Here is a 19,172-nt window from a genome sequence, read left to right on the forward strand (position 1 = left end):
CAGCCGGCGACCATGGGCAGGGTTGGGGGTAGGGCCATGGGCGGGGCGACCGGCCTGCTGACGGCGGGCTTCGTGGTCGCCCTCGCCGTGCTCGGGGTCATGGCGGTGATCCTCGTCCGATCGGTGACCTCGGCCCGGGACGAGCGCGCCCGGGTGATCCGCGCCGAACTCGACGAGGCCCGCGAACAGGCCAGACGAATCCGCTCCGAGGCCGAGGCCGAGGCCCGTGACCGCGTCCGCGAGGCCGAGGAGCGCGCGGCCCGCACCCGTGCCCAGACCGACGAGGAGCACACGGCGGCCCGTGGCCGCATCGACGAGCACCGCGCCGAATTGGAGGCGCGCGAGTCCCGGTTGTCCGAACGGGAACGCCGCCTCGACGAGGAGCTGCGCCGGCTCGCCGACGCCCGGCGTGAGGTCGACCGGCGTTCCGCGCTCCTCGACCGGCGAGAGCGCGAACTCTCCCGGCTCGACGAGGAACGGCTGGTGGTGCTTGAGGCCGCGGCCGGGCTGACCGCCGAGGAGGCGCGTGCCGAGATCGTCGCCGAGATCGAGAATCAGGCCAAACGCGAGGCCGCGCTCCTGGTACGCGACATCGAGAAGGAGGCCCGCAAGAACGGCGAGGCGCGCGCTCGCAAGATCATCACCCTGGCCATCCAGCGGTTGGCCACCGAACAGACCACCGAGTCGGTCGTCTCGGTCGTGCACCTGCCCAGCGACGACATGAAGGGCAGGGTCATCGGCCGCGAGGGACGCAATATCCGCGCCTTCGAAACGGTCACCGGCGTCAACCTGATCATCGACGACACCCCCGAGGCCGTCCTCCTGTCCTGTTTCGACCCGGTACGCCGGGAGATCGCCCGGCTCACCCTGGAGAAGCTGGTCCTCGACGGTCGCATCCACCCCCACCGCATCGAGGAGGTCTACGAGGCCAGCCGGGCCGAGGTCGACCAGCTGTGCGTGCGGGCCGGCGAGGACGCGCTCGTCGACGTGGGCGTCACCGACATGCATCCCGAACTGGTCACCCTGCTCGGCCAGCTCCGTTACCGCACCTCCTACGGCCAAAACGTGCTCAAGCACCTCGTCGAGTCCGCCCACCTGGCCGGCATGATGGCCGCCGAGCTGGGCTTGGACGTCCGGCTCCTCAAACGGTGCGCCCTGCTGCACGACATCGGAAAAGCGCTCACCCACGAGGTCGAGGGCAGTCACGCGCTGATCGGCGCGGAGATCGCCCGTCGCTACGGCGAGTCCGACGACGTGGTGCACGCCATCGAAGCCCACCACAACGAGGTCGAGGTCCGCACCGTCGAGGCGGTCCTCACCCAGGCCGCCGACGCCATCAGCGGGGGCCGTCCCGGCGCCCGGCGCGAATCGCTGGAGGCCTATGTCGAGCGTCTCCAACGGCTGGAGGAGATCGCCCGGGCCAACGAGGGCGTCGAGAAGGTCTTCGCGATGCAGGCCGGCCGCGAGGTGAGGGTCATGGTCAAACCCGAGGCGGTCGACGACGTGCAGGCCCAGGTGATCGCGCGCGACATCGCCAAACGGGTCGAGGAGGAGCTGACCTACCCCGGGCAGATCCGGGTGACCGTCATCCGCGAGTCCCGGGCGACCGAGACGGCCCGTTGAGCGGGGCCGGCCCCGGCCCCGCCCTCGGTCATGTCTCCAGGGTGACCTCGGGGATCCCCGGCGGAACGAAACCGAACACCCGCCCGTAGAACGCCAGCTCCGTCTCCAGCGACCGGGCGACGTTGCCGGCCTCGCGGAACCCGTGCGACTCGCCCGCGAACTCCACGAGGAGGTGCGCGACCCCGCGTTCGGCCAGCGACGCGGCGAACGCGCGGGCCTGTGCGGGCGGCACCACCGGGTCCTCGCTTCCCTGGAGCAGCAGCACCGGTACGTCGACCTCGTCGGCGCGGGTGATCGGCGAGCGCTCACGGTACAGCTCGGCGCTCTCCGGCAACGGCCCGATCAGCCCGTCGAGGTAGCGCGATTCGAAGTCGTGCGTCTCCTCGACCAGCCGGGACAGGTCGGTGACCCCGAAGTAGGAGGTGCCGCAGGCGAAGGTGTCACCGGTCAGGGCCAGCAGCGCGGTCAGCCCTCCGGAGCTGGGGCCGCGGATGGCCAGCCGCCGAGGATCGGCCATGCCGCGTTCGACCAGGGCCTGTGCCGCGGCGACGGCGTCCTCCACGTCGACGACACCCCACTGTCGGTGCAGCCGTTCGCGGTAGGCGCGTCCGTATCCGGCGGATCCGCCGTAGTTGACGTCGAGGATGCCGATCCCACGGCTGGTGAAGTACGCCTTCGTCGCGTCCATGCTGCTGTCGGCCAGACCGGTCGGCCCGCCGTGGACCCACACCACGTAGGGGGCGGGCCCGTCCCCGGACACGTCGGGGTGCGCGGGCGGATACACGACCGCGTGTACGCGACGACCGTGAGGGCCGGACAGGGTCTCGGCGCGCGGGGTCGGCAGGAACTCGGGGGAGGGAGGCGCGTCCGACCCGCTGCGCACCGTCTCGGTCTCACCGGTCGCGGGATCCAACCGGACCACGGCCCACGGTGTCCGTGGGGATCCGGCCACCCCGACCACCGTCGTCCCGTCACAGGCCACCGAACGCCAGCTGGTCAGCTCGCCGGCCACGGGGTGCAGGGAGCCGGACGCGGGATCGAGGAGGGCCGCGCCGAGGTCGGCGTGACCGTGGAGGACGAGCAGCCGGCCGTCGTCGAGCACGCAGAACGGCGTCACCCCCAACTGCCAGGGGGGTGGGGCGAACTCCCGCTCGGCCGGGTGCAGCGCCTGGACGAGACCGTCCAGGTCCACCTGGTAGAGGTTCCACCAGCCCGACCGGTCACAGACGTAGTACAGATGGGTGTCGTCGCGCCACCGCGGGGCGAGCACCGACTCGGTGGGGCCGCCCTTGAGGGTGCGGATCCCCTCGACCCGGCCGTCCCCGTCGAACATCCCGACCCGCAGCTCGGTGCCGTCCCAGGGCATGCGCGGGTGGTCCCAGCAGAGCCAGGCCAGGTGACGGCCGTCGGGCGAGGCCACGGGCGCGGCGAAGAAGTCCGATCCGGTGACCAGCACGCGCACGGCCGCGGGGTCCTCGGCGGCCCGTCCGCAGAGCGGGACCGAGACGAGGCAGCGGGACACGGAGCCGTCGGCGGCGTGACTCTCCCGAACGCACAGGACCTGTTCGCCGTCGGGGGCCAGGGACAGGTCGGCGTAGCGCAGCGATCCGGGCCGCTCGGGTTCGGGTGTGAGCGGACGGGGGTGGCGCGCGTCGCGCTCCAGCAGGTACAGGCGCTGGTCGGAGAACTCGGCGAAGACGACGCCGTACCGGGTACCGGCCTGGCCGTCTCGACTTGGGACCGGCAGGTGGGAACGGCCGCCGTACTCGTGGACGCGGGTCCGGGCGTTCCAGGGGCGGGGCAGCAGTTCGGTGAGGGAGCCGTCGCCGCCCTGGCGCATCACCGTGGTCCGCCCGTCCTCGTCCGGGCGGGACTCCTCCCACCAGATCTCCCCACCGGCGGCGGAGGGGAAGTTCAGGCCACGTTCGCCTCGCGCGACGTCCTTCGCGGTGAGTGGGGACGGCCAGGTCCCGTACGGCATCGACTGATCGCTCAATGCGGCCCCCGCTTCGTGGGTCTCGTCGGATCGGCACGACCCTAGTGGACGAGGGGTCGACACGTGAGGCGAAGAACGCTGGAAAAGGCGCGTCCCCGGTCCGAGGAACGGACCGGGGACGCGCGGCAGGAGACAGAGGGGACCTCAGGGCTCCTTGGAGACGCCGCCGGCCGAGGGGCCGGGCTCGGCGACGGACACCGCGGGAACGGGGCCATCGCCCGGTTCGGCGGTGACGCCGGCCGGCCGGCCGCGCCGGGAGTTGCGTCGTTCCAGCATGATCGCCACGCGGCTCAACGCGACATTGATGATGATGTAGATGACCGCGCAGATGATGGCGGCCGGGATGACGTTGCTGTACCTGGTCGCGATCAGCGTGAAGCTGCGCAGCAGCTCGGGGAAGGCCACGATGTAACCGAGCGCCGAGTCCTTGAGCAGGACCACCAGCTGGGCCACGATCGCGGGCATCATCGAGCTGACGGCCTGCGGGATCAGGATGAGCCACATGGTCTTGGTGCGGTTCATGCCGATCGAGTAGGCGGCCTCGCTCTGCCCCTTGGGCACGGCGTTGATACCGGCCCGGAAGACCTCGGCCAGCACCGACCCGTTGTACAGGGTCAGGCCCGTTACCACCGCGGCCAGCGCGCTCACCTGGAAGGTACCGGGTGTCATGGGGGGCATCCCGAAGACCGGCAGCAACTGGTTGATCGCGATGGGCAGCGCCATGGTGAAGAAGATCAGCATGAGCAGCGGGATGCCGCGGAAGAACTCCACGACCGCCCCCGCGGGGATGCGGATCCAGGCGTGCTCCGACAACCGGCCGATGCCGAACACCAGGCCGAAGACCAGGGCCAGCACCGCCGCGAACAGCGCCGCGGTCAGGGTGTTCTGCAGACCCGGGATGACGTAGTCGGTCCACGTGGCGGGGTCGAGGAACGGCGCCCACTTGGCCTGCGTCCACTGCCCGTCGGGGTTGGGGGCCCAGGCCTGCGCGCTGAACAACGAGGGCGCGCCCTCGCCCAGGGTCCGGTTGAAACCGAGGTAGAGCACCGCCAGGCCGGCCAGGCCGGCCAGGAGGGTCAGCGCGCTGTAGACGCCGTACCGCGCCCGGGCCTTGGGGCCCGGAACGTCGAACAGGACGTTGTTCGTGCTCATCGGACCACCGCCACTCGCTTGCTCAGCCAGCCGAAGAGGTATCCCATCGGCAGGGTCAGGATCAAGAACCCGACCGCGAAGCCGAAGAAGGTCGGCAGGACCGGTGCGATGCCCTGGTCGAACATCAGCTTCATCTGTCGGGAGGCCTCCTGTACGCCGAGCCCGGCGACCGAGGCCACGGTCGTGTTCTTGGTGAGGGCGATGAGCACGCTACCCAGCGGTCCCACGACGGTGCGCAGCGCCTGTGGGATCACGATCAGGCGCAGGTTCTGGGTGAAGGTCAGGCCGAGCGAACGCGCGGCCTCGACCTGGCCCACCGGAATGGTGTTGATGCCCGCGCGCAGGGACTCGGAGACGAAGCAGGAGGTGTAGGCGGACAGGCCGATCACCGCCCACCAGAAGACGTCCCACATGACCTGGTCGGACAGGTGGAGTCCCAGTGCGCTGTTGAGCCCCAGGCCGCAGAAGAGCAGCACCAGGGTGAGTGGAGTGTTGCGGATCCCCTCGACGTAGGCCGTGGAGATGCCCCGTAGCAGTGGGACGGGGGAGACCCGCATCGCGGTCAGGATGACGCCCAGGATGAAAGAGAACAGGGCGCTCAGCAGGGTGAGCCGGACGGTCCAGGAGAAACCGTCGACGACTTTGTCGATGTTGCTGAAAAAGGCTTCCATGGGTCCAAGCCAGTCGCATGCCCGGACGGCGGAACAGCGGCCCGCCGCCCGGGCACTGGATCAAGGGGTGGCTTTAGGCGCAGCCTTCGATCTCCGGCTGCGTCTCCTCGTACTCGAAACCGGTCTCACCGAAGTTGGACTCGAGGAACTCCACGGCCTTGCCCTCGTCCCACATCTTGGTGATGGCCTGGTTGACCTGCTCGCAACGGTCGGTGCTGCCCTTGGGCAGGCCGACACCGTAACGCTCCTCGCCGAAGGGGTTGTTGACGAGGCGGAAGGCGTCGGGCTGCTGGGAGGCGAAGCCGGCCAGGATGGTGTTGTCGGTGGTCACCGCGTCGACGGTGCCGTCGGTGAGGAGCTGGATGCACTCGGAGTAGTTGCCGGCCTCACGAAGCTGGGCGTCGATGCCCATGTCGTCGACGATGTTGTTGGCCGAACGGGAGCCGGAGGCCGAGCACAGCGTCTTGCCCGCGAGGTCCTCGGGGCCCTGGATGTCCTCGTTGTCGGCGCTGACGAGGATGTCCTGCTGGGCGACGTAGTAGGGGCCGCCGAAGTCGACGACCTGCTTGCGCTCGTCGGTGATGGAGTAGGTCGCGATGATCATGTCCACCGTGCCCTGCTGGAGGAAGGTCTCGCGGTTGGCCGAGGCGGCCTCGGTCCACTCGATCTGCTCCGGCGTGTAGCCCAGCTCACCGGCGATGTAGGTGGCCACGTCCACGTCGAAGCCGACGGGCGCGTTCCCCTCCTGCATGCCCAGGCCCGGCTGGTCGTACTTGACGCCGATGGTGATGGTGTCGCCGCCGCCCTCGCCGCCGCCTTCGCCGCCGCCCTCGCCACCGCCGACCTCGGCGGTCCCGCAGGCCGTGAGCGCCAGGACCATGGCGGCGGTTCCGGCCAGGGCCGTGCTGATGCGACGAACTCGCATGTTCGGGTACCTCTTCCTTGTGTTCTGTGCGGGAACCGGTGGGGTGCCTAGTGGGTGAGGATCTTCGAGAGGAAGTCCTTGGCCCGTTCCGAGCGAGGGTTGGTGAAGAACTCGTCGGGGGTGTTCTCCTCGACGATCTGACCATCGGCCATGAAGACCACCCGGTTCGCGGCGCGGCGGGCGAATCCCATCTCGTGGGTGACCACCACCATCGTCATGCCCTCCTTGGCGAGGTCGGTCATGACGTCGAGGACCTCCTGGACCATTTCGGGGTCCAGAGCGGAGGTGGGCTCGTCGAAGAGGATCACCTTGGGGTTCATGGCCAGGGCGCGGGCGATCGCCACCCGCTGCTGCTGGCCTCCGGAGAGCTGGGCGGGGTACTTGTGCGCCTGGTTGGCGATGCGGACCCGCTCCAGCAGCTCCATCCCGCGGGCCTCGGCCTCGGCCTTGGACTTCTTCAAGACCTTGATCGGTCCGAGTGTCACGTTCTGCAGCACGGTCTTGTGCGCGAAGAGGTTGAACGACTGGAACACCATGCCGACGTCGCTGCGCAGCCGGGCCAGGCCCCGTCCTTCAGCAGGGAGCGGACTCCCGTCGATCGTGATGACTCCGCTGTCGATCGTCTCCAACCGGTTGATCGTGCGGCACAGGGTGGATTTGCCAGAACCGGACGGGCCGATGACGACCACCACCTCGCCGCGCTGGACGGAGAGATTGATGTCGCGAAGCACGTGGAGGTCGCCGAAGTGCTTGTCGACGTTCTCCAGGACGACGAGAGGAGTTGCCTTCATGAGCCGGAACCTAGCGGCCGGAGGGAGTGGTTGTCATCACCACAGACCCCCCGGAAGATGGGAGTAGCAGACTTGTTATGGGCCAATCTGTACAAATGTTATGAATCAGGACGTTTGGTTGGCCGGCTTGGTAGTTGATGGCCCTGGCAACTATGCTTTGCGGCCCTCCGAAAGCGGGGCGCCTGGACCGGTCGGCCCAGGTGCGAGCAGCGACTAGCCTGGGACCGTGAGCCAGAGTCGTACCTACGAAGTGCGCACCTACGGCTGCCAGATGAACGTCCACGACTCCGAGCGCCTGTCCGGTCTGCTGGAGGACGCGGGGTACAAGCGCGCAGCCGAGGACAGCACACCAGACGTCGTCGTGTTCAACACGTGCGCGGTCCGGGAGAACGCCGACAACCGCCTCTACGGCAACCTCGGGCACCTGCGCCCCGTCAAGGACTCCCATCCCGGCATGCAGATCGCCGTGGGCGGGTGCCTCGCGCAGAAGGACCGGGGCGAGATCGTCCGCCGGGCGCCGTGGGTGGACGTGGTGTTCGGGACCCACAACATCGGCTCCCTCCCGGCGCTGCTGGAACGATCCCGCGTGCAACGCGAGGCCCAGGTCGAGATCCAGGAGTCGCTGGAGACGTTCCCCTCCACGCTGCCGACCCGGCGCGAGTCCGTCTACGCCGCCTGGGTCTCCATCTCGGTGGGATGCAACAACACCTGCACCTTCTGCATCGTCCCCTCCCTGCGGGGCAAGGAGAAGGACCGCAGGCCCGGTGACATCCTCGCCGAGATCCGGGCGCTCGTCGCCGAAGGGGCGATCGAGGTCACCCTGCTCGGTCAGAACGTCAACGCCTACGGCTCGGAGTTCGGCGACCGGCAGGCGTTCTCCAAGCTCCTGCGGGCCTGTGGCGAGATCGAGGGACTGGAGCGGGTCCGCTTCACCTCCCCGCACCCGCGCGACTTCACCGACGACGTCATCGCGGCGATGGCCGAGACCCCCAACGTCATGCCCCAGCTCCACATGCCGTTGCAGTCCGGATCCAGCCGGGTGCTCAAGGCGATGCGCCGTTCCTACCGGCAGGAGCGTTTCCTCGGCATCGTGGAGAAGGTCCGCGCGGCGATGCCCGAGGCCGCCATCACCACCGACATCATCGTCGGCTTCCCTGGTGAGACCGAGGAGGACTTCGAGGAGACGCTCAAGGTCGTGCGCGAGGCGCGCTTCGCCCAGGCGTTCACCTTCCAGTACTCCAAGCGGCCCGGGACCCCGGCGGCCACGATGGAGGGTCAGCTGCCCAAGGAGGTCGTGCAGGAGCGCTACGAGCGGCTGGTCGAGCTCCAAGACGCCATCTCCTGGGAGGAGAACCGCCGACTCGTGGGACGCGACGTCGAGGTGCTCGTGGCGGAGGGAGAGGGCCGCAAGGACGGCGAGCGGCGTCGCCTCTCCGGCCGCGCCCCCGACAACCGGCTCGTCCACTTCGCGGTGGACGGGGAGGCCGTCCCGCGCCCCGGCGACCTGGTGACGGTCGGCGTCACCTACGCCGCCCCCCACCACCTCGTCGCCGACGCCGGGGTGCGCGCGGTGCGCCGTACCCGCGCGGGCGACGCCTGGGAGGCCCGCAACGCCGCTCCGCAGTCCGGCTCGGGGGTTCTGCTGGGCATGCCCAAGGTGGGCGTCCCCGACCCGCTCCCCGCGGCCACCGGGGGCTGTAGCGCGCTGTAGACCCGTCGCCGTGGCCCCGGGACCGACTCGGTCCCGGGGCCACGGCGTCTCGCGTTCACCAGCGCACGGGCAGCCGTGCCAGGCGCCGGTTGGCCGGCAGCGGGATCCACTCCAGCTGCTCCGGCGCGATCGCGAGCGCGAGCCCTGGGAAGCGCCCCAGCAGGGCGCGCAGCGCCACGTCGGCCTCCTGGCGGGCCAGCGCGGCCCCCAGGCAGTAGTGGGCGCCGTGCCCGAAGCCGATGTGGCTCTCGCCGGGGCCTCCCGGATCGCGGGTGATGTCCAGCCGGTCGGGGTCGGGGAAGCGGCGGGGATCGCGGTTGGCCGAGACCAGGACGACCTGGACCGCATCGCCGGCCCGGATCGCCGTCCCGGCCAGTTCGAGGTCCTCGGCCGCGTAGCGCAGCCGGGTCGCCTGCACCGGCCCGCACCAGCGCATCAGCTCGTTGACCGCGCGTGGCGTCAGATCGGGATCCGCGCGCAGGAGCGCGAGCTGGTCGGGATGGGTGAGCAGCGCCGCGACCCCGTTGCCGATGAGATGGGCGGTCGTCTCGTGGCCGGCGAAGACCAGGGTGAGCACCAATGAGACCATCTCGTGGTCGGTGAGGCGGTCGCCGTCCTCGTCGTGGGTGCGGATGAGCCCGCTGAGCAGATCGTCGGAGGGGGCGGCGCGCCGCGCGGCGATCAGGCCGTGGATGTAGTCGGCGACGGCCCGGACGGTCGCGGGGAAGGTCGCGGGATCCACCGACAGCAGGGATCGTCCCCAGTCGCGCCACAGGGGTCGGTCGGGTTCGGGGATGCCGACCAGTTCGCAGATGACGGTGATCGGCAGCGGATAGGCCAGGTGCTCGATCAGGTCGACGACGCCGTTGTCCGCGGTGTCGGGCAGCCGGTCCAACAGCTCCTCGGTGATCGCCTCCACCCGGGGGCGCAGCTCGCCCACCCGGCGCACGGTGAAGGTCCGGGAGACGAGTTTGCGCAGCCGGGTGTGGTCGGGGGGATCGGTCTCCAGGATCGACCCGAGCAGGAGCGAGCTGAGCTCCCCGTCGAGCCCCATCATCCTCATCACCCCCGCGCGACCGCCCTTCGCCGCGTCTCCGGGAGCCGCATCGGCGTTGTTGAGGAAGCGGGGGTCGCTCAGGACGGCGCGGACGTCGTCGAAGCGCGTGACGAACCAGATCGGGGAGCCGTCCAGGTAGCGGCCGCGTATCACCGGGGCCTGCTCGCGCAGCCGGGCGTAGCCCCCGTAGGGGTCGGAGATCAGTTCGGGCGAGGCCAGGTGGGGTTCACCGGGGTGCTCGTCGACGGTCGCGGCGAAGGGGTTGGAGGTCGTCATTGTGAGAACTCCTCACGTATGTGTCATTCCCTGAGCTGGCGCCGGATCTCCTCACGGCACAGCCTGTCCAGCCGCGCGTACAGCGCGGCGATCGGCGGTGCCGCGGCGGCGAGCGCCGCGGGATCGCCGGGTCGTTCGAGGGCGGCCCGGACCGTCGCCTCCAGCCCGTCGGCGCGTTCCTCGATCCCCATGGAGGCCTGGTCGGGAAGGAACGGGTCGAGCATGAGGAAACCGAGCGTGGTCGCCTTCAGGGCGTACTCCTGGTGCCGGACGTCGGAATCGACGCGGACCAGGCCGTGCTCGCGCAGTATCCCCAGATGGCGGTCGAGCGTGATCACGCCCTCGTCGGTCAGTCCGCGGAGCCGTTCGTTGGAGATACGGGACAATTGGCCCAGCAGCCGGGAGTCGCCGGTGTACAACGCCCGGGCGACCGGGTCCGCGTGCAGGTCCACATACATCGCCCGGACCATGCGGCTGGGCAGGGCCTCGCCGGGGTCGTGGCGCATGGCGTCCGCCCGCGCCCCCACGATCCGCCTCTTCGCGCGCAGCAGGACGGCGAGGAAGAGCGCCTCCTTGGTCCTCCAGTGCAGGTAGACGGTTCCCTTGCCGACGTCGGCGTGCCGGGCGACCTCGTCGATGGTGACGCGCCGGTAGCCCCAGGCGACCAGCAGCTCGCTGGCGGAGTCCAGGATGCGCGCGGCCCTGCCGGCGCGCTCGGCCCCCTCGTGGACGTCCATGGCCGTCGGGCCGGTGGTCCCCACGTGCCCCACCCCCTCTGCCGTGTCCGGTGCTGACCCGATGACCAGACGCCGAAAACGGTCACACAGTCGACGCTAGGCCGGACGGCGGCACCGGACAACGCCCCCGCGGGTAAGGAAGCCGTCAAGTCCCGATAGGCCGCCCCGTCCCGTCCGCCACCCGTCACCAGGGCCGCGGACGGGCGATAACCTCGCCCTGTGCTGATCGCCGCCGCCGTGTGCCCCCACCCGCCCCTGCTCGTCCCCGAGGTCGCCCAGGGCGCCGCCGGCGAACTCGACACGGTGCGCGCCGCCTGCGACCGTGCGGTCGCGGGGCTGCTGGAGGCGGGCGCCGACCGGATCGTGGTGGTCGGCGCGGGGACGGCGACCGGATGGCACGGGCCCGAGGCCGGCGGCGACCTCACGGCCTACGGGGTGGGGGTGCGGACGGGGGGCGTCCCGGCGGTGCTACCGCTGTCATTGACCCTGGGACGCTGGCTCGCCGAGCGCGCGGGCGCCACCCCCGACGCCTACGCCGAGATCGCGGGGGACGCCGGCCCACAGGAGTGCCGGGAGATGGGAAGGCGGCTGGCCGCCCAGGCCCCGCGGGTGGCCGCGCTGGTCATGGGGGACGGCAGCGCCCGGCGCGACACGACCTCCCCCGGCTACCTCGACGAACGGGCGAGGCGGTACGACACCGAGGTGGCCGACGCGCTCGCACGCGCCGACACCCGCGCGCTGGCCGGGCTGGACCCGGAGCCGGCGCGCGAGCTGCTCGTCGCCGGCCGGCCGGCCTGGCAGGTGCTCGCGGAGGCGGCGCGCGGAACCGGACTCGTGGGCGAACTCCTCGCCCACGAGGCTCCCTACGGCGTCGGCTACTTCGTCGCCTCGTGGAGTCGGTGAGGGAACCGTTCAGTGGGGTGTGGCGCCGGTGGCGTCCAGCACGGCCGCCAACGCCTGCTCGGTGAGGTCGGGCGCGTCGTGGGGAAGCCACACGACACGCGGATCGCGACGGAACCATGACTCCTGGCGGCGGGCGAAGCGCCGGGTGGCACGCACCGTCTCGTCCTTGGCCTCCTGCTCGCCGCACTCCCCGGACAGAAACCGCAGGATCTGGGCGTAGCCGAGGGCACGCGAGGCGGTGAACCCCTCACGCAGTCCGTGGGACTCCAACCCGCGAACCTCCTCGACCAGTCCCGCCGCCCACATGCGCTCCACGCGCAGCGCGATGCGCTCGTCGAGTTCGGGGCGGGGGACCTCCAGTCCGATCTGCACGCACGGGTAGCGCGAGACGTGCTCGGGCATCGTCGCGGTGAAGGGCCGGCCGGTCAGTTCGATGACCTCCAGCGCGCGGACCAGCCGGCGGCCGTTGCTCGGCAGGATCGCCGCCGCGGCGGCGGGGTCGAGCTCGCCGAGCCGGGCGTGCAGCGCGGCCGGCCCGACCTCGGCGAGCTCGGCCTCCAGACGGGCGCGGACGGCCGGATCGGTGCCGGGGAAGTCCAGCTCGTCCAGTGCGCCGCGCACGTACAGTCCCGAACCCCCGACCAGGATCGGCGTCCGTCCCGCTGCGCGCAGGTCGTCGATCGTCGTGCGGGCCATGCGCTGGTAGGAGGCCACGTTGGCGGTCTCGGTCACCTCCCACACGTCGAGCAGGTGGTGGGGGACGCCACGTCGTTCGGCCGGGGGCAGCTTCGCGGTGCCGATGTCCATGCCCCGGTACAGCTGCATGGAGTCGGCGTTGACGACCACGCCGGGGGCACCGGTCGCGCCGAGCCGCAACGCCAGCTCGACGCCGAGGTCGGATTTGCCCGCTGCGGTCGGCCCGACGACCGCGATCACCATCTTCACCTCTCCAGTGTGGCAGCGCGGACAGAGTGACCCGGTTCACCGAACATGTCGTCACATGGGCGGAGGGGCGGCCGGGACCACCGGCTCCTCCTAGGATGAGAGGCATGCGATTCGCCAAGGGCCATGGCACCGAGAACGACTTCGTGATCCTTCCGGATCCCGACGGGACGCTGGAACTGACCCCCGAACGGGTCGCCGCGCTGTGCGACCGCCGGGCCGGCATCGGCGCGGACGGCGTGCTGCGGGTCGTACGCACCAAGGCGCTCGGCGAGCCCCTGGCCGAGGAGGCCCGCTCGGCCGAGAACTGCGAGTGGTTCATGGACTACCGCAACGCCGACGGCAGCGTCGCCGAGATGTGCGGCAACGGGGTGCGGGTCTTCGCCCGCTACCTGCTCTCCTCGGGACTGGTCGCCGCCGGCTCCTTCGGGGTGGGCACCCGCTCCGGCGCGCGTCACGTCAGGATCGAGCCCAACGGCGACGTCACGGTCGACATGGGGAACGTGACCGTGTTCGGTGAGGGGACGGCGCGTCTGGCCGACGGCCCGGTCCAGGGGCTGCGGATCTCCGTGGGCAACCCCCACCTGGCCTGCCGGGTCGACCGTCCGCTCGCCGGCATCGACCTCACCACGCAGCCGTCCCTGGACGCGGGGGAGTTCCCCCAGGGCGCCAACGTCGAGGTGTTCCGCGAGTCCGGGCCGGGCGCGCTGGAGATGCGGGTCTATGAGCGCGGGGCGGGCGAGACCCGCTCGTGCGGGACCGGGATCGTCGCCGCGGCCGCCGCCGCGACGCCCGAGGGGCAGAGCGCCACGTGGCGGGTGCGGGTCCCCGGCGGCGAGTGCACCGTGGTGCTGGAGTCCGGCCGGGCCTGGTTGAGCGGTCCCGCCGTCATCGTCGCCGAAGGCGACGTCCACCTGTCGTCCTGATCCGAACGAGGAGGGGCGTGGCCGGATTCCTGCTGCGCCGGCTGGGCGGCGGTCTGCTGCTCGTGGTGGTCGTGAGCAGTTGCGCCTACCTGCTCGCGGCCTCCGCGCTGGACCCCCGCGGTAACTACGAGGGGCGTCAGCCCCCGCTTCCCGAACACGTCGTCGACACGCTCCTGGAGCGCTACAACCTCAGCGACCGTGTTCCGCTGGCCGAGCGTTACGTGACGTGGGCCGGGAACGTGCTGACCGGGGACCTCGGCCGGACCTGGGACGGCCGGCCGATCGGCGAGGAGGTGGAGCGGCGCGCGGGCGTGACCCTGCGGCTGGTCGTTCCGGGCGTGCTCATCGGCGGCGTCACCGGGGTGCTGTTGGGGGCCTGGGCGGGGGCACGGCGCTACGGCGCGGTTGACCGGCTGTCCACGGTCGGCGCGTTCCTGGTCATCTCCACACCGGCGATCGTCATCGCGGTCTGTCTGCAGAACACGGCGCTGTGGGTGAACGACGTCGCGGGCACCGACCTGTTACGGGCGACGGGCGAGTACACCCACGCCCTGCCCGGTGACGCCTGGGACGCGGCGGTCGACCGCGCCCGCCACCTGGTGCTGCCGACCCTCACCATCGCCCTGCCGCTGGCCGCCGTCTACAGCCGTTACCAGCGGGCGTTGATGGCCGACCAGGTGGGGGCCGACCACGTCCGGACCGCGCGGGCCAAGGGGCTCACCCGCCGTTCGGCGTTGCTGCGGCACGGGCTCCGTCCGACGCTGGGATCGGCGTTCGCCTACTTCGGCTACTCCTCGGCGGCGTTGTTCACCGGGGCGGTGTTCACCGAGAAGGTGTTCGGCTGGCACGGCCTGGGCGAGTTCCTCCTCGACTCGGTCGCCAAGGGGGACGTCAACGCGGTCGCGGCGGTGTGCGCGCTCGCGGCGGCGACGCTGGTGGCCGTGGGAATTCTCGCCGACGTGGCCCGTTTCCTACTCGACCCGAGGGCCAGGGAGGTGTGAGGATCCCTGGGGGGAGGCTGGGGGATCAGCGAAGACCCCTTGACGGAGTAACATTTCCGAATTGTTCTATTAGTTACTTTAGGCCGTTCGGGTGCGGCGCGTTACCCTCGTGACGCCGGCGGCGCGACAGCGTTGGGGGACGGGTGCGAGCGGTGACGGTGCGCGGAGGCGCGGCGCTGGCGTCGGTTGTGACGCTGTTGGCGAGCCTCGTGGCCTGCGGGAACCGGCCCCAGGAACCGGAGATGGACCTCGACTCCCTCCCGGCCTCCGCGATCAACCCCCTACCGCGTGAAGAGCTCGCCGAAGGCGGAACGCTGCGCTGGGGGGTCAACGACTTCCCCGCCCAGTGGAACCCCCACCACGCCAACGGCAACCTCTCCACGGTGGCCACCGTCATGGACGGGCTGCTGCCCACCCCCTTCCGCACCGACGACAAGGGACGCGCCCATCCCGACCCCGACTACGTCGAGGAGGTCACCGTCACGACCGAACCCCGCCAGGTCGTGACGCTGAAGCTCAACCCGGAGGCCCGTTGGTCCACGGGCGATCCCATCACCTGGCGCGACTACGCGGCCATGGCCACGGCGCTGTCCGGCCGCGGCGAGGGGTACGAGATCCTGGGCGAGGCCGGATACGACCGGATCTCCGAGGTCCGCCGCGGCGCGGACGAGTTCGAGGTCGTCGTCGAGTTCGCCCGGCCGTTCGCCGAGTACGAGGCCCTCTTCTCCCACCTGCTGCCGCACGAGTACACCTCATCCCCGGCGAAGTTCAACGAGGGCTACCGCGAGACCATCCCGGTCACCGCGGGACCGTTCGAGTTCGAGGAGATCGATCCCACCGGCCAGACGATCACGGTCGTCCGCGACACGGACTGGTGGGGGGAGCCGGCCCTGCTCGACCGCATCGTCTACCGGGCCATGGCCCCCGACGCGCTCGACGCGGCCTTCCTCGACGGCGGGATCGACGCCTACGCGCCGGCCCCCGAGTCCGGCAGCTACGCCCGGGTCAGGGACGCGCGGGACAGCGAGGTCCGGGCCGCGCTCGCCCCCGACTACCGCCACATCACCCTCAACGGCCAAAGCCCGATCCTCGCCGACGTCGACGTCCGCCACGCGCTCTTCCTGGCCATCGACCGGACCGCGCTCGCCGCCGCGGCGTTCAGCTCGATCGGCTGGGAGCCGGAACCGCTCGGCAACCACTTCCTCATGCCCACCCAGGACGGCTACGTCGACAACAGCGGAGAGTGGGCCGGCCCCGACCCGCAACGCGCCGCCGAACTCCTCGAACGGGCCGGCTGGACCCTGGGCAAGGACGGCGGACAGGTCCGCGTCAAGGACGGCCGAGAGCTACGGCTCACCTTCGTGGTGCCCCAGGGGTATGCGACGGCCCAGAGCGAGGCCGAGCTCGTCCAGGCGATGCTCGGCGAGGTCGGCATCGCCGTGGACATCGAGGCGGTCCCCGGCGACAGCCTGTTCTCCGAACACGTCCTTCCCGGCGACTACGACCTCGTCGCCTTCGTCAACTACGGCACCGGATTCCCGGTCTCCCCGTCCATGGCGCAGTGGAGCGACGCGGTCACCGACGACTCCGGATCACCGCTGTGGCGCTCCAACGTCGGACGGATCGGCTCGCCCGAGATCGACGCCGCCATGAACGCGGCGCTCGCGGAGTTCTCCCCCGAGGCGGCCCGGGAACGGATCAACGAGGCCGACCGGCTGTTGTGGGAGGCCGGCCACACCCTCCCGCTCTACCAGCGTCCCGAATTGGTGGCCGTCCGCGAGGACATCGCCAACCTCGGCGCGGCCGGGTTCGCCGCACTCGACCAGGCCGATATCGGCTTCGTCAAGAACGGCTGAGCCTCACCCCGCGGCCCGGCCGACCAGCGCCGCGCGGCCCAGGCCGCGCAGCGAGGCGTCCAGCACCTGGACGGTGTGGGCCACCGAGATCGTCGCGCCGTCGCGCCGCACCGCCGAGGCGATCTGGAGCGAGCAGCCGGGGTTGCCCGCCACCAGCAGCTCGGCCCCGGTGGAGCGCACGTCCTCGCTCTTACGCCGGCCCAGGTCATCGGCTGCCTGCGGGCGCAGCAGGTTGTAGACGCCGGCCGACCCGCAGCAGACGTCGGCGTTGGGCAGGTCGGCGACCTCCAGCTCGGGGATCGCGCGCAGCAGCCGGCGCGGCTGGTCGCGCACCCCCTGGCCGTGTGCCAGGTGGCAGGCGTCGTGATAGGCGGCGCGGACGGGCAACGGGTGGCGTTCGGCCACCGGTCCCAGATCCACCAGGAACTCCGCCAGGTCCACCACCCGCCGCCCCAGCGCCTCGGCCCGCCCCACCCACTCCTGCGTGGCCCCGGCGGTCCGCAGCACATCGGCGTAGTACTTCATCGTGCTGCCACAGCCGGCGGAGTTGACGACGATCGCCTCGACGCCGCTCCGCTCGAACACGCGGATCACCTCGCGGGCGAACCGCGCGGCCTCGGCGGCGCGCCCCGAGTGCGCCGACAGCGCGCCACAGCACCCCTGACGGCGCGGGATCACCACGTCGCACCCCTCGGTGGCCAGGACACGCGCCGTCGCCGTGTTGACCTGGGGGAACAACGCGCCCTGAACGCACCCGGTGAGCATCCCGACCACGGCGCGGCGACGCCCCCGGGCCGGGACCAGCTCGGGCAGCCGGGGAGCGGGCCGCACGGGCGGGGCGATCCGCTCCATCGCGGCCAGCGAGGGGGAGAGCCGCTCCAGCAACCCGCTGCGCCGTAGCGGCGCCGACAGGCCGCTGGCCTGGTAGGCGCGGAGCGGGCCGCGCAGCAGTTCCAGCCGGGAACGGTGCGGGAACAGGGCGAAGATCGCCGCGCGCAGCAGCCGCTCGCCGGGTCCACGCCGGTGTTCCTGTTCCACCCGGGCGCGCGTGGTCTCGATGAGGGAGTCGTAGCGTACCCCCGAGGGACAGGCGCTCACACACGCCAGGCAGCCCAGGCAACGGTCGAAGTGCTCGACGGCGGCCTGGGAGAGGACGTCCTCCTCACGCATCTGCTCCATGAGGTGGATGCGCCCGCGCGGGGAGTCCATCTCCTCGCCCCACAGCACATAGGTCGGGCAGGTCGGCAGGCAGAAGCCGCAGTGAACGCAGTCGCCCAGCAGGTCCTCGAAGGAACGCGAGGAATCGGTGTCGGTCATGATCTCAGATCCCATCGACGAAGCGGCCGGGTGACAGGAGGTTGCGGGGATCGAAGCGGTCCTTGACCGCGCGCATCAGAGGCAGTCCGGGAACCTCGCCCCACGGATCCAGGCCCGCGGCGAGCAGGTCCGCCCCCGCCCGCGGCACGGTCAGCCACCCCCGTGGAAGCGCCGCGCGCGCAGCGGAGACGGCCCCGTGGACGGCGACGGGATCGGCGTCCGCCGGAACCGCGGCGTGCACCACGCCGGCGCCGGCGGAACCCCGCACCGCGACCGGGACGCCGGCCCGTTCGGTGGCCGTCCGCAGCGTCTGTACCGCGGCGACCAGATCAGGGGGCGCGCAGGTGAGCTTCAGCAACGTGTCGCCGGCCCGGCCCGGCAGGACGCCCCAGCCCGGTGGCGCCTCCTCCGCGGCCTCGGCACCCTCCAGCAGGTCCGCGACGTCCCGCGCCCGGGCGGCGATGCCGTCTTCGGCGCCTTCCAGCAGCACCTGCACCCAGATCGGTCCCTCGACGGGCCAGTCGACCTCGACGGCGGAGGGGACGGTCTGGGAGTCCAGCAGGGCCAGGATCCAGCCCCGTGCCGTGGCGGGGTCGGTGGTGCGCGCCCACACATGGCGGGCCGCGGAGGGGACGGGGTGCAGCCGCAGCGTCACCGATGTGATCAGGCCGAGCGTGCCGAACGCTCCGGTGTGCAGCTTTCCCAGGTCATAGCCTGCGACGTTCTTCACCACGGCCCCACCGGACCTCACGGTCACCCCGTCGGCGCGCACCACCGTCATCCCGATGATCAGGTCGCGCAGCGGCCCGTACAGCGCGCGCCGGGGCCCCGACAGGCCCGTCGCCACCACGCCGCCCAGGGACGACCCCGGCACGACCGGATCCACCACCAGACGCTGCCCGGCGCGCGCCAGGACCGCGTCGAGCTCGGCCAGGCCGGCTCCCGCCTCGGCGCGCACCACCAGGTCGCCGGAGGCGTGCTCGATCCGGTTCAGGGCACCGGTGTCGACCAGCAGGTCGCACCGTCGGGGTGGACGGCCCCAATCGAGCTTGGTGCCGTTGCCGCGCGCCACCACCGTCAGCCCGTGCCGCGCCGACACGGCCAGCAGCTTGGCGACCGCCGCCGCGTCGGGCGGGGCCGCCACCAGGGCGGGGACGACCCCTCCCACGGCGTCGTCCCCGGCACCGCTGCGCAGGGGGATGGCGTCGCGCACCTCCTCGAGAACGGCCCGCGGGTCGCCTCCCCGCCGGGAGGCCGACGCGCCGGGACCGGCCATGGCTCCTTGTTC

General features: G+C 71.5%; 16 protein-coding genes. 6 read left to right on the top strand and 10 right to left on the bottom strand.

The window, feature by feature from the left end:
- Positions 1 to 36: 36 nt before the first annotated feature.
- Complete coding sequence (rny, locus tag ACYVHU_RS00485; RefSeq protein WP_078760138.1) at positions 37 to 1,623, top strand: ribonuclease Y; 1,587 nt, start codon at positions 37 to 39, stop codon at positions 1,621 to 1,623.
- 28 nt (positions 1,624 to 1,651) lie between these two features.
- Here the strand turns inward: rny and ACYVHU_RS00490 are convergent, their stop codons facing one another.
- The 5 genes from ACYVHU_RS00490 to ACYVHU_RS00510 all read right to left on the bottom strand — a co-directional run bounded on the left by ACYVHU_RS00490 (position 1,652) and on the right by ACYVHU_RS00510 (position 7,158).
- Entirely contained in the window at positions 1,652 to 3,604 is a 1,953-nt protein-coding gene (locus ACYVHU_RS00490; RefSeq protein ID WP_498947327.1) for a S9 family peptidase, read from the bottom strand.
- A gap of 159 nt (positions 3,605 to 3,763) precedes the next feature.
- Positions 3,764 to 4,771, bottom strand: a complete 1,008-nt coding sequence (locus ACYVHU_RS00495; protein ID WP_078760140.1) for an amino acid ABC transporter permease — start codon at positions 4,769 to 4,771, stop codon at positions 3,764 to 3,766.
- A complete protein-coding gene (locus ACYVHU_RS00500) occupies positions 4,768 to 5,442 on the bottom strand; it encodes an amino acid ABC transporter permease (RefSeq protein ID WP_078760141.1) in 675 nt (224 codons plus the stop codon). Before ACYVHU_RS00500 ends, ACYVHU_RS00495 begins: the two co-directional genes overlap by 4 nt.
- A gap of 73 nt (positions 5,443 to 5,515) precedes the next feature.
- A complete protein-coding gene (locus tag ACYVHU_RS00505; RefSeq protein WP_078760142.1) occupies positions 5,516 to 6,367 on the bottom strand; it encodes a glutamate ABC transporter substrate-binding protein in 852 nt (283 codons plus the stop codon).
- Between the two features lie 47 nt (positions 6,368 to 6,414).
- Entirely contained in the window at positions 6,415 to 7,158 is a 744-nt protein-coding gene (locus ACYVHU_RS00510; protein ID WP_078760143.1) for an amino acid ABC transporter ATP-binding protein, read from the bottom strand.
- A gap of 250 nt (positions 7,159 to 7,408) precedes the next feature.
- On the opposite strand from ACYVHU_RS00510, the gene miaB reads away from it, so the two are divergent.
- Positions 7,409 to 8,869 (top strand): tRNA (N6-isopentenyl adenosine(37)-C2)-methylthiotransferase MiaB, encoded by a 1,461-nt coding sequence (gene miaB / locus ACYVHU_RS00515; protein ID WP_432941517.1) that lies wholly within the window; start codon positions 7,409 to 7,411, stop codon positions 8,867 to 8,869.
- Between the two features lie 55 nt (positions 8,870 to 8,924).
- On the opposite strand, the gene ACYVHU_RS00520 is transcribed toward miaB, so the two are convergent.
- Positions 8,925 to 10,202, bottom strand: coding sequence for a cytochrome P450 family protein (locus ACYVHU_RS00520; RefSeq protein ID WP_078760145.1), 1,278 nt, complete (start codon positions 10,200 to 10,202; stop codon positions 8,925 to 8,927).
- 23 nt (positions 10,203 to 10,225) lie between these two features.
- Positions 10,226 to 10,963 (bottom strand): TetR/AcrR family transcriptional regulator, encoded by a 738-nt coding sequence (locus ACYVHU_RS00525; protein ID WP_498947328.1) that lies wholly within the window; start codon positions 10,961 to 10,963, stop codon positions 10,226 to 10,228.
- Positions 10,964 to 11,158: 195 nt separating this feature from the next.
- Between ACYVHU_RS00525 and ACYVHU_RS00530 the strand changes: the two genes are divergently transcribed.
- Positions 11,159 to 11,842: a class III extradiol dioxygenase subunit B-like domain-containing protein gene (locus ACYVHU_RS00530; protein WP_432936349.1), complete on the top strand. Its 684-nt coding sequence runs from the start codon at positions 11,159 to 11,161 to the stop codon at positions 11,840 to 11,842.
- 9 nt (positions 11,843 to 11,851) lie between these two features.
- On the opposite strand, the gene miaA is transcribed toward ACYVHU_RS00530, so the two are convergent.
- Positions 11,852 to 12,781 (bottom strand): tRNA (adenosine(37)-N6)-dimethylallyltransferase, encoded by a 930-nt coding sequence (gene miaA, locus ACYVHU_RS00535; RefSeq protein ID WP_498947505.1) that lies wholly within the window; start codon positions 12,779 to 12,781, stop codon positions 11,852 to 11,854.
- A gap of 110 nt (positions 12,782 to 12,891) precedes the next feature.
- Here miaA and dapF point away from each other — a divergent pair, with 110 nt between their 5' ends.
- The 3 genes from dapF to ACYVHU_RS00550 all read left to right on the top strand — a co-directional run bounded on the left by dapF (position 12,892) and on the right by ACYVHU_RS00550 (position 16,567).
- Positions 12,892 to 13,710, top strand: a complete 819-nt coding sequence (gene dapF / locus ACYVHU_RS00540; RefSeq protein WP_498947329.1) for a diaminopimelate epimerase — start codon at positions 12,892 to 12,894, stop codon at positions 13,708 to 13,710.
- A gap of 17 nt (positions 13,711 to 13,727) precedes the next feature.
- Positions 13,728 to 14,711, top strand: a complete 984-nt coding sequence (locus tag ACYVHU_RS00545) for an ABC transporter permease (RefSeq protein WP_432936343.1) — start codon at positions 13,728 to 13,730, stop codon at positions 14,709 to 14,711.
- A gap of 143 nt (positions 14,712 to 14,854) precedes the next feature.
- Positions 14,855 to 16,567: an ABC transporter family substrate-binding protein gene (locus ACYVHU_RS00550; protein WP_327307778.1), complete on the top strand. Its 1,713-nt coding sequence runs from the start codon at positions 14,855 to 14,857 to the stop codon at positions 16,565 to 16,567.
- A gap of 3 nt (positions 16,568 to 16,570) precedes the next feature.
- Here the strand turns inward: ACYVHU_RS00550 and ACYVHU_RS00555 are convergent, their stop codons facing one another.
- Positions 16,571 to 17,884 (bottom strand): (Fe-S)-binding protein, encoded by a 1,314-nt coding sequence (locus ACYVHU_RS00555; protein WP_498947330.1) that lies wholly within the window; start codon positions 17,882 to 17,884, stop codon positions 16,571 to 16,573.
- A 4-nt stretch (positions 17,885 to 17,888) separates the two neighbouring features.
- Positions 17,889 to 19,160, bottom strand: a complete 1,272-nt coding sequence (locus ACYVHU_RS00560; RefSeq protein ID WP_078760152.1) for an FAD-binding oxidoreductase — start codon at positions 19,158 to 19,160, stop codon at positions 17,889 to 17,891.
- Positions 19,161 to 19,172 lie beyond the last annotated feature (12 nt).

Source organism: Marinactinospora endophytica (assembly GCF_054780875.1).

Excerpts from the sequence above, each read along its gene's own strand:
- ACYVHU_RS00495 (WP_078760140.1), bottom strand. The coding sequence starts at position 4,771 with ATGAGCACGAACAACGTCCTGTTCGACGTTCCGGGCCCCAAGGCCCGG.
- ACYVHU_RS00490 (WP_498947327.1), bottom strand. The coding sequence starts at position 3,604 with ATGCCGTACGGGACCTGGCCGTCCCCACTCACCGCGAAGGACGTCGCG.
- ACYVHU_RS00505 (WP_078760142.1), bottom strand. The coding sequence starts at position 6,367 with ATGCGAGTTCGTCGCATCAGCACGGCCCTGGCCGGAACCGCCGCCATG.
- ACYVHU_RS00510 (WP_078760143.1), bottom strand. The coding sequence starts at position 7,158 with ATGAAGGCAACTCCTCTCGTCGTCCTGGAGAACGTCGACAAGCACTTC.
- rny (WP_078760138.1), top strand. The coding sequence starts at position 37 with ATGGGCGGGGCGACCGGCCTGCTGACGGCGGGCTTCGTGGTCGCCCTC.
- dapF (WP_498947329.1), top strand. The coding sequence starts at position 12,892 with ATGCGATTCGCCAAGGGCCATGGCACCGAGAACGACTTCGTGATCCTT.
- ACYVHU_RS00560 (WP_078760152.1), bottom strand. The coding sequence starts at position 19,160 with ATGGCCGGTCCCGGCGCGTCGGCCTCCCGGCGGGGAGGCGACCCGCGG.
- ACYVHU_RS00500 (WP_078760141.1), bottom strand. The coding sequence starts at position 5,442 with ATGGAAGCCTTTTTCAGCAACATCGACAAAGTCGTCGACGGTTTCTCC.
- miaA (WP_498947505.1), bottom strand. The coding sequence starts at position 12,781 with ATGGTGATCGCGGTCGTCGGGCCGACCGCAGCGGGCAAATCCGACCTC.
- ACYVHU_RS00520 (WP_078760145.1), bottom strand. The coding sequence starts at position 10,202 with ATGACGACCTCCAACCCCTTCGCCGCGACCGTCGACGAGCACCCCGGT.
- ACYVHU_RS00555 (WP_498947330.1), bottom strand. The coding sequence starts at position 17,884 with ATGACCGACACCGATTCCTCGCGTTCCTTCGAGGACCTGCTGGGCGAC.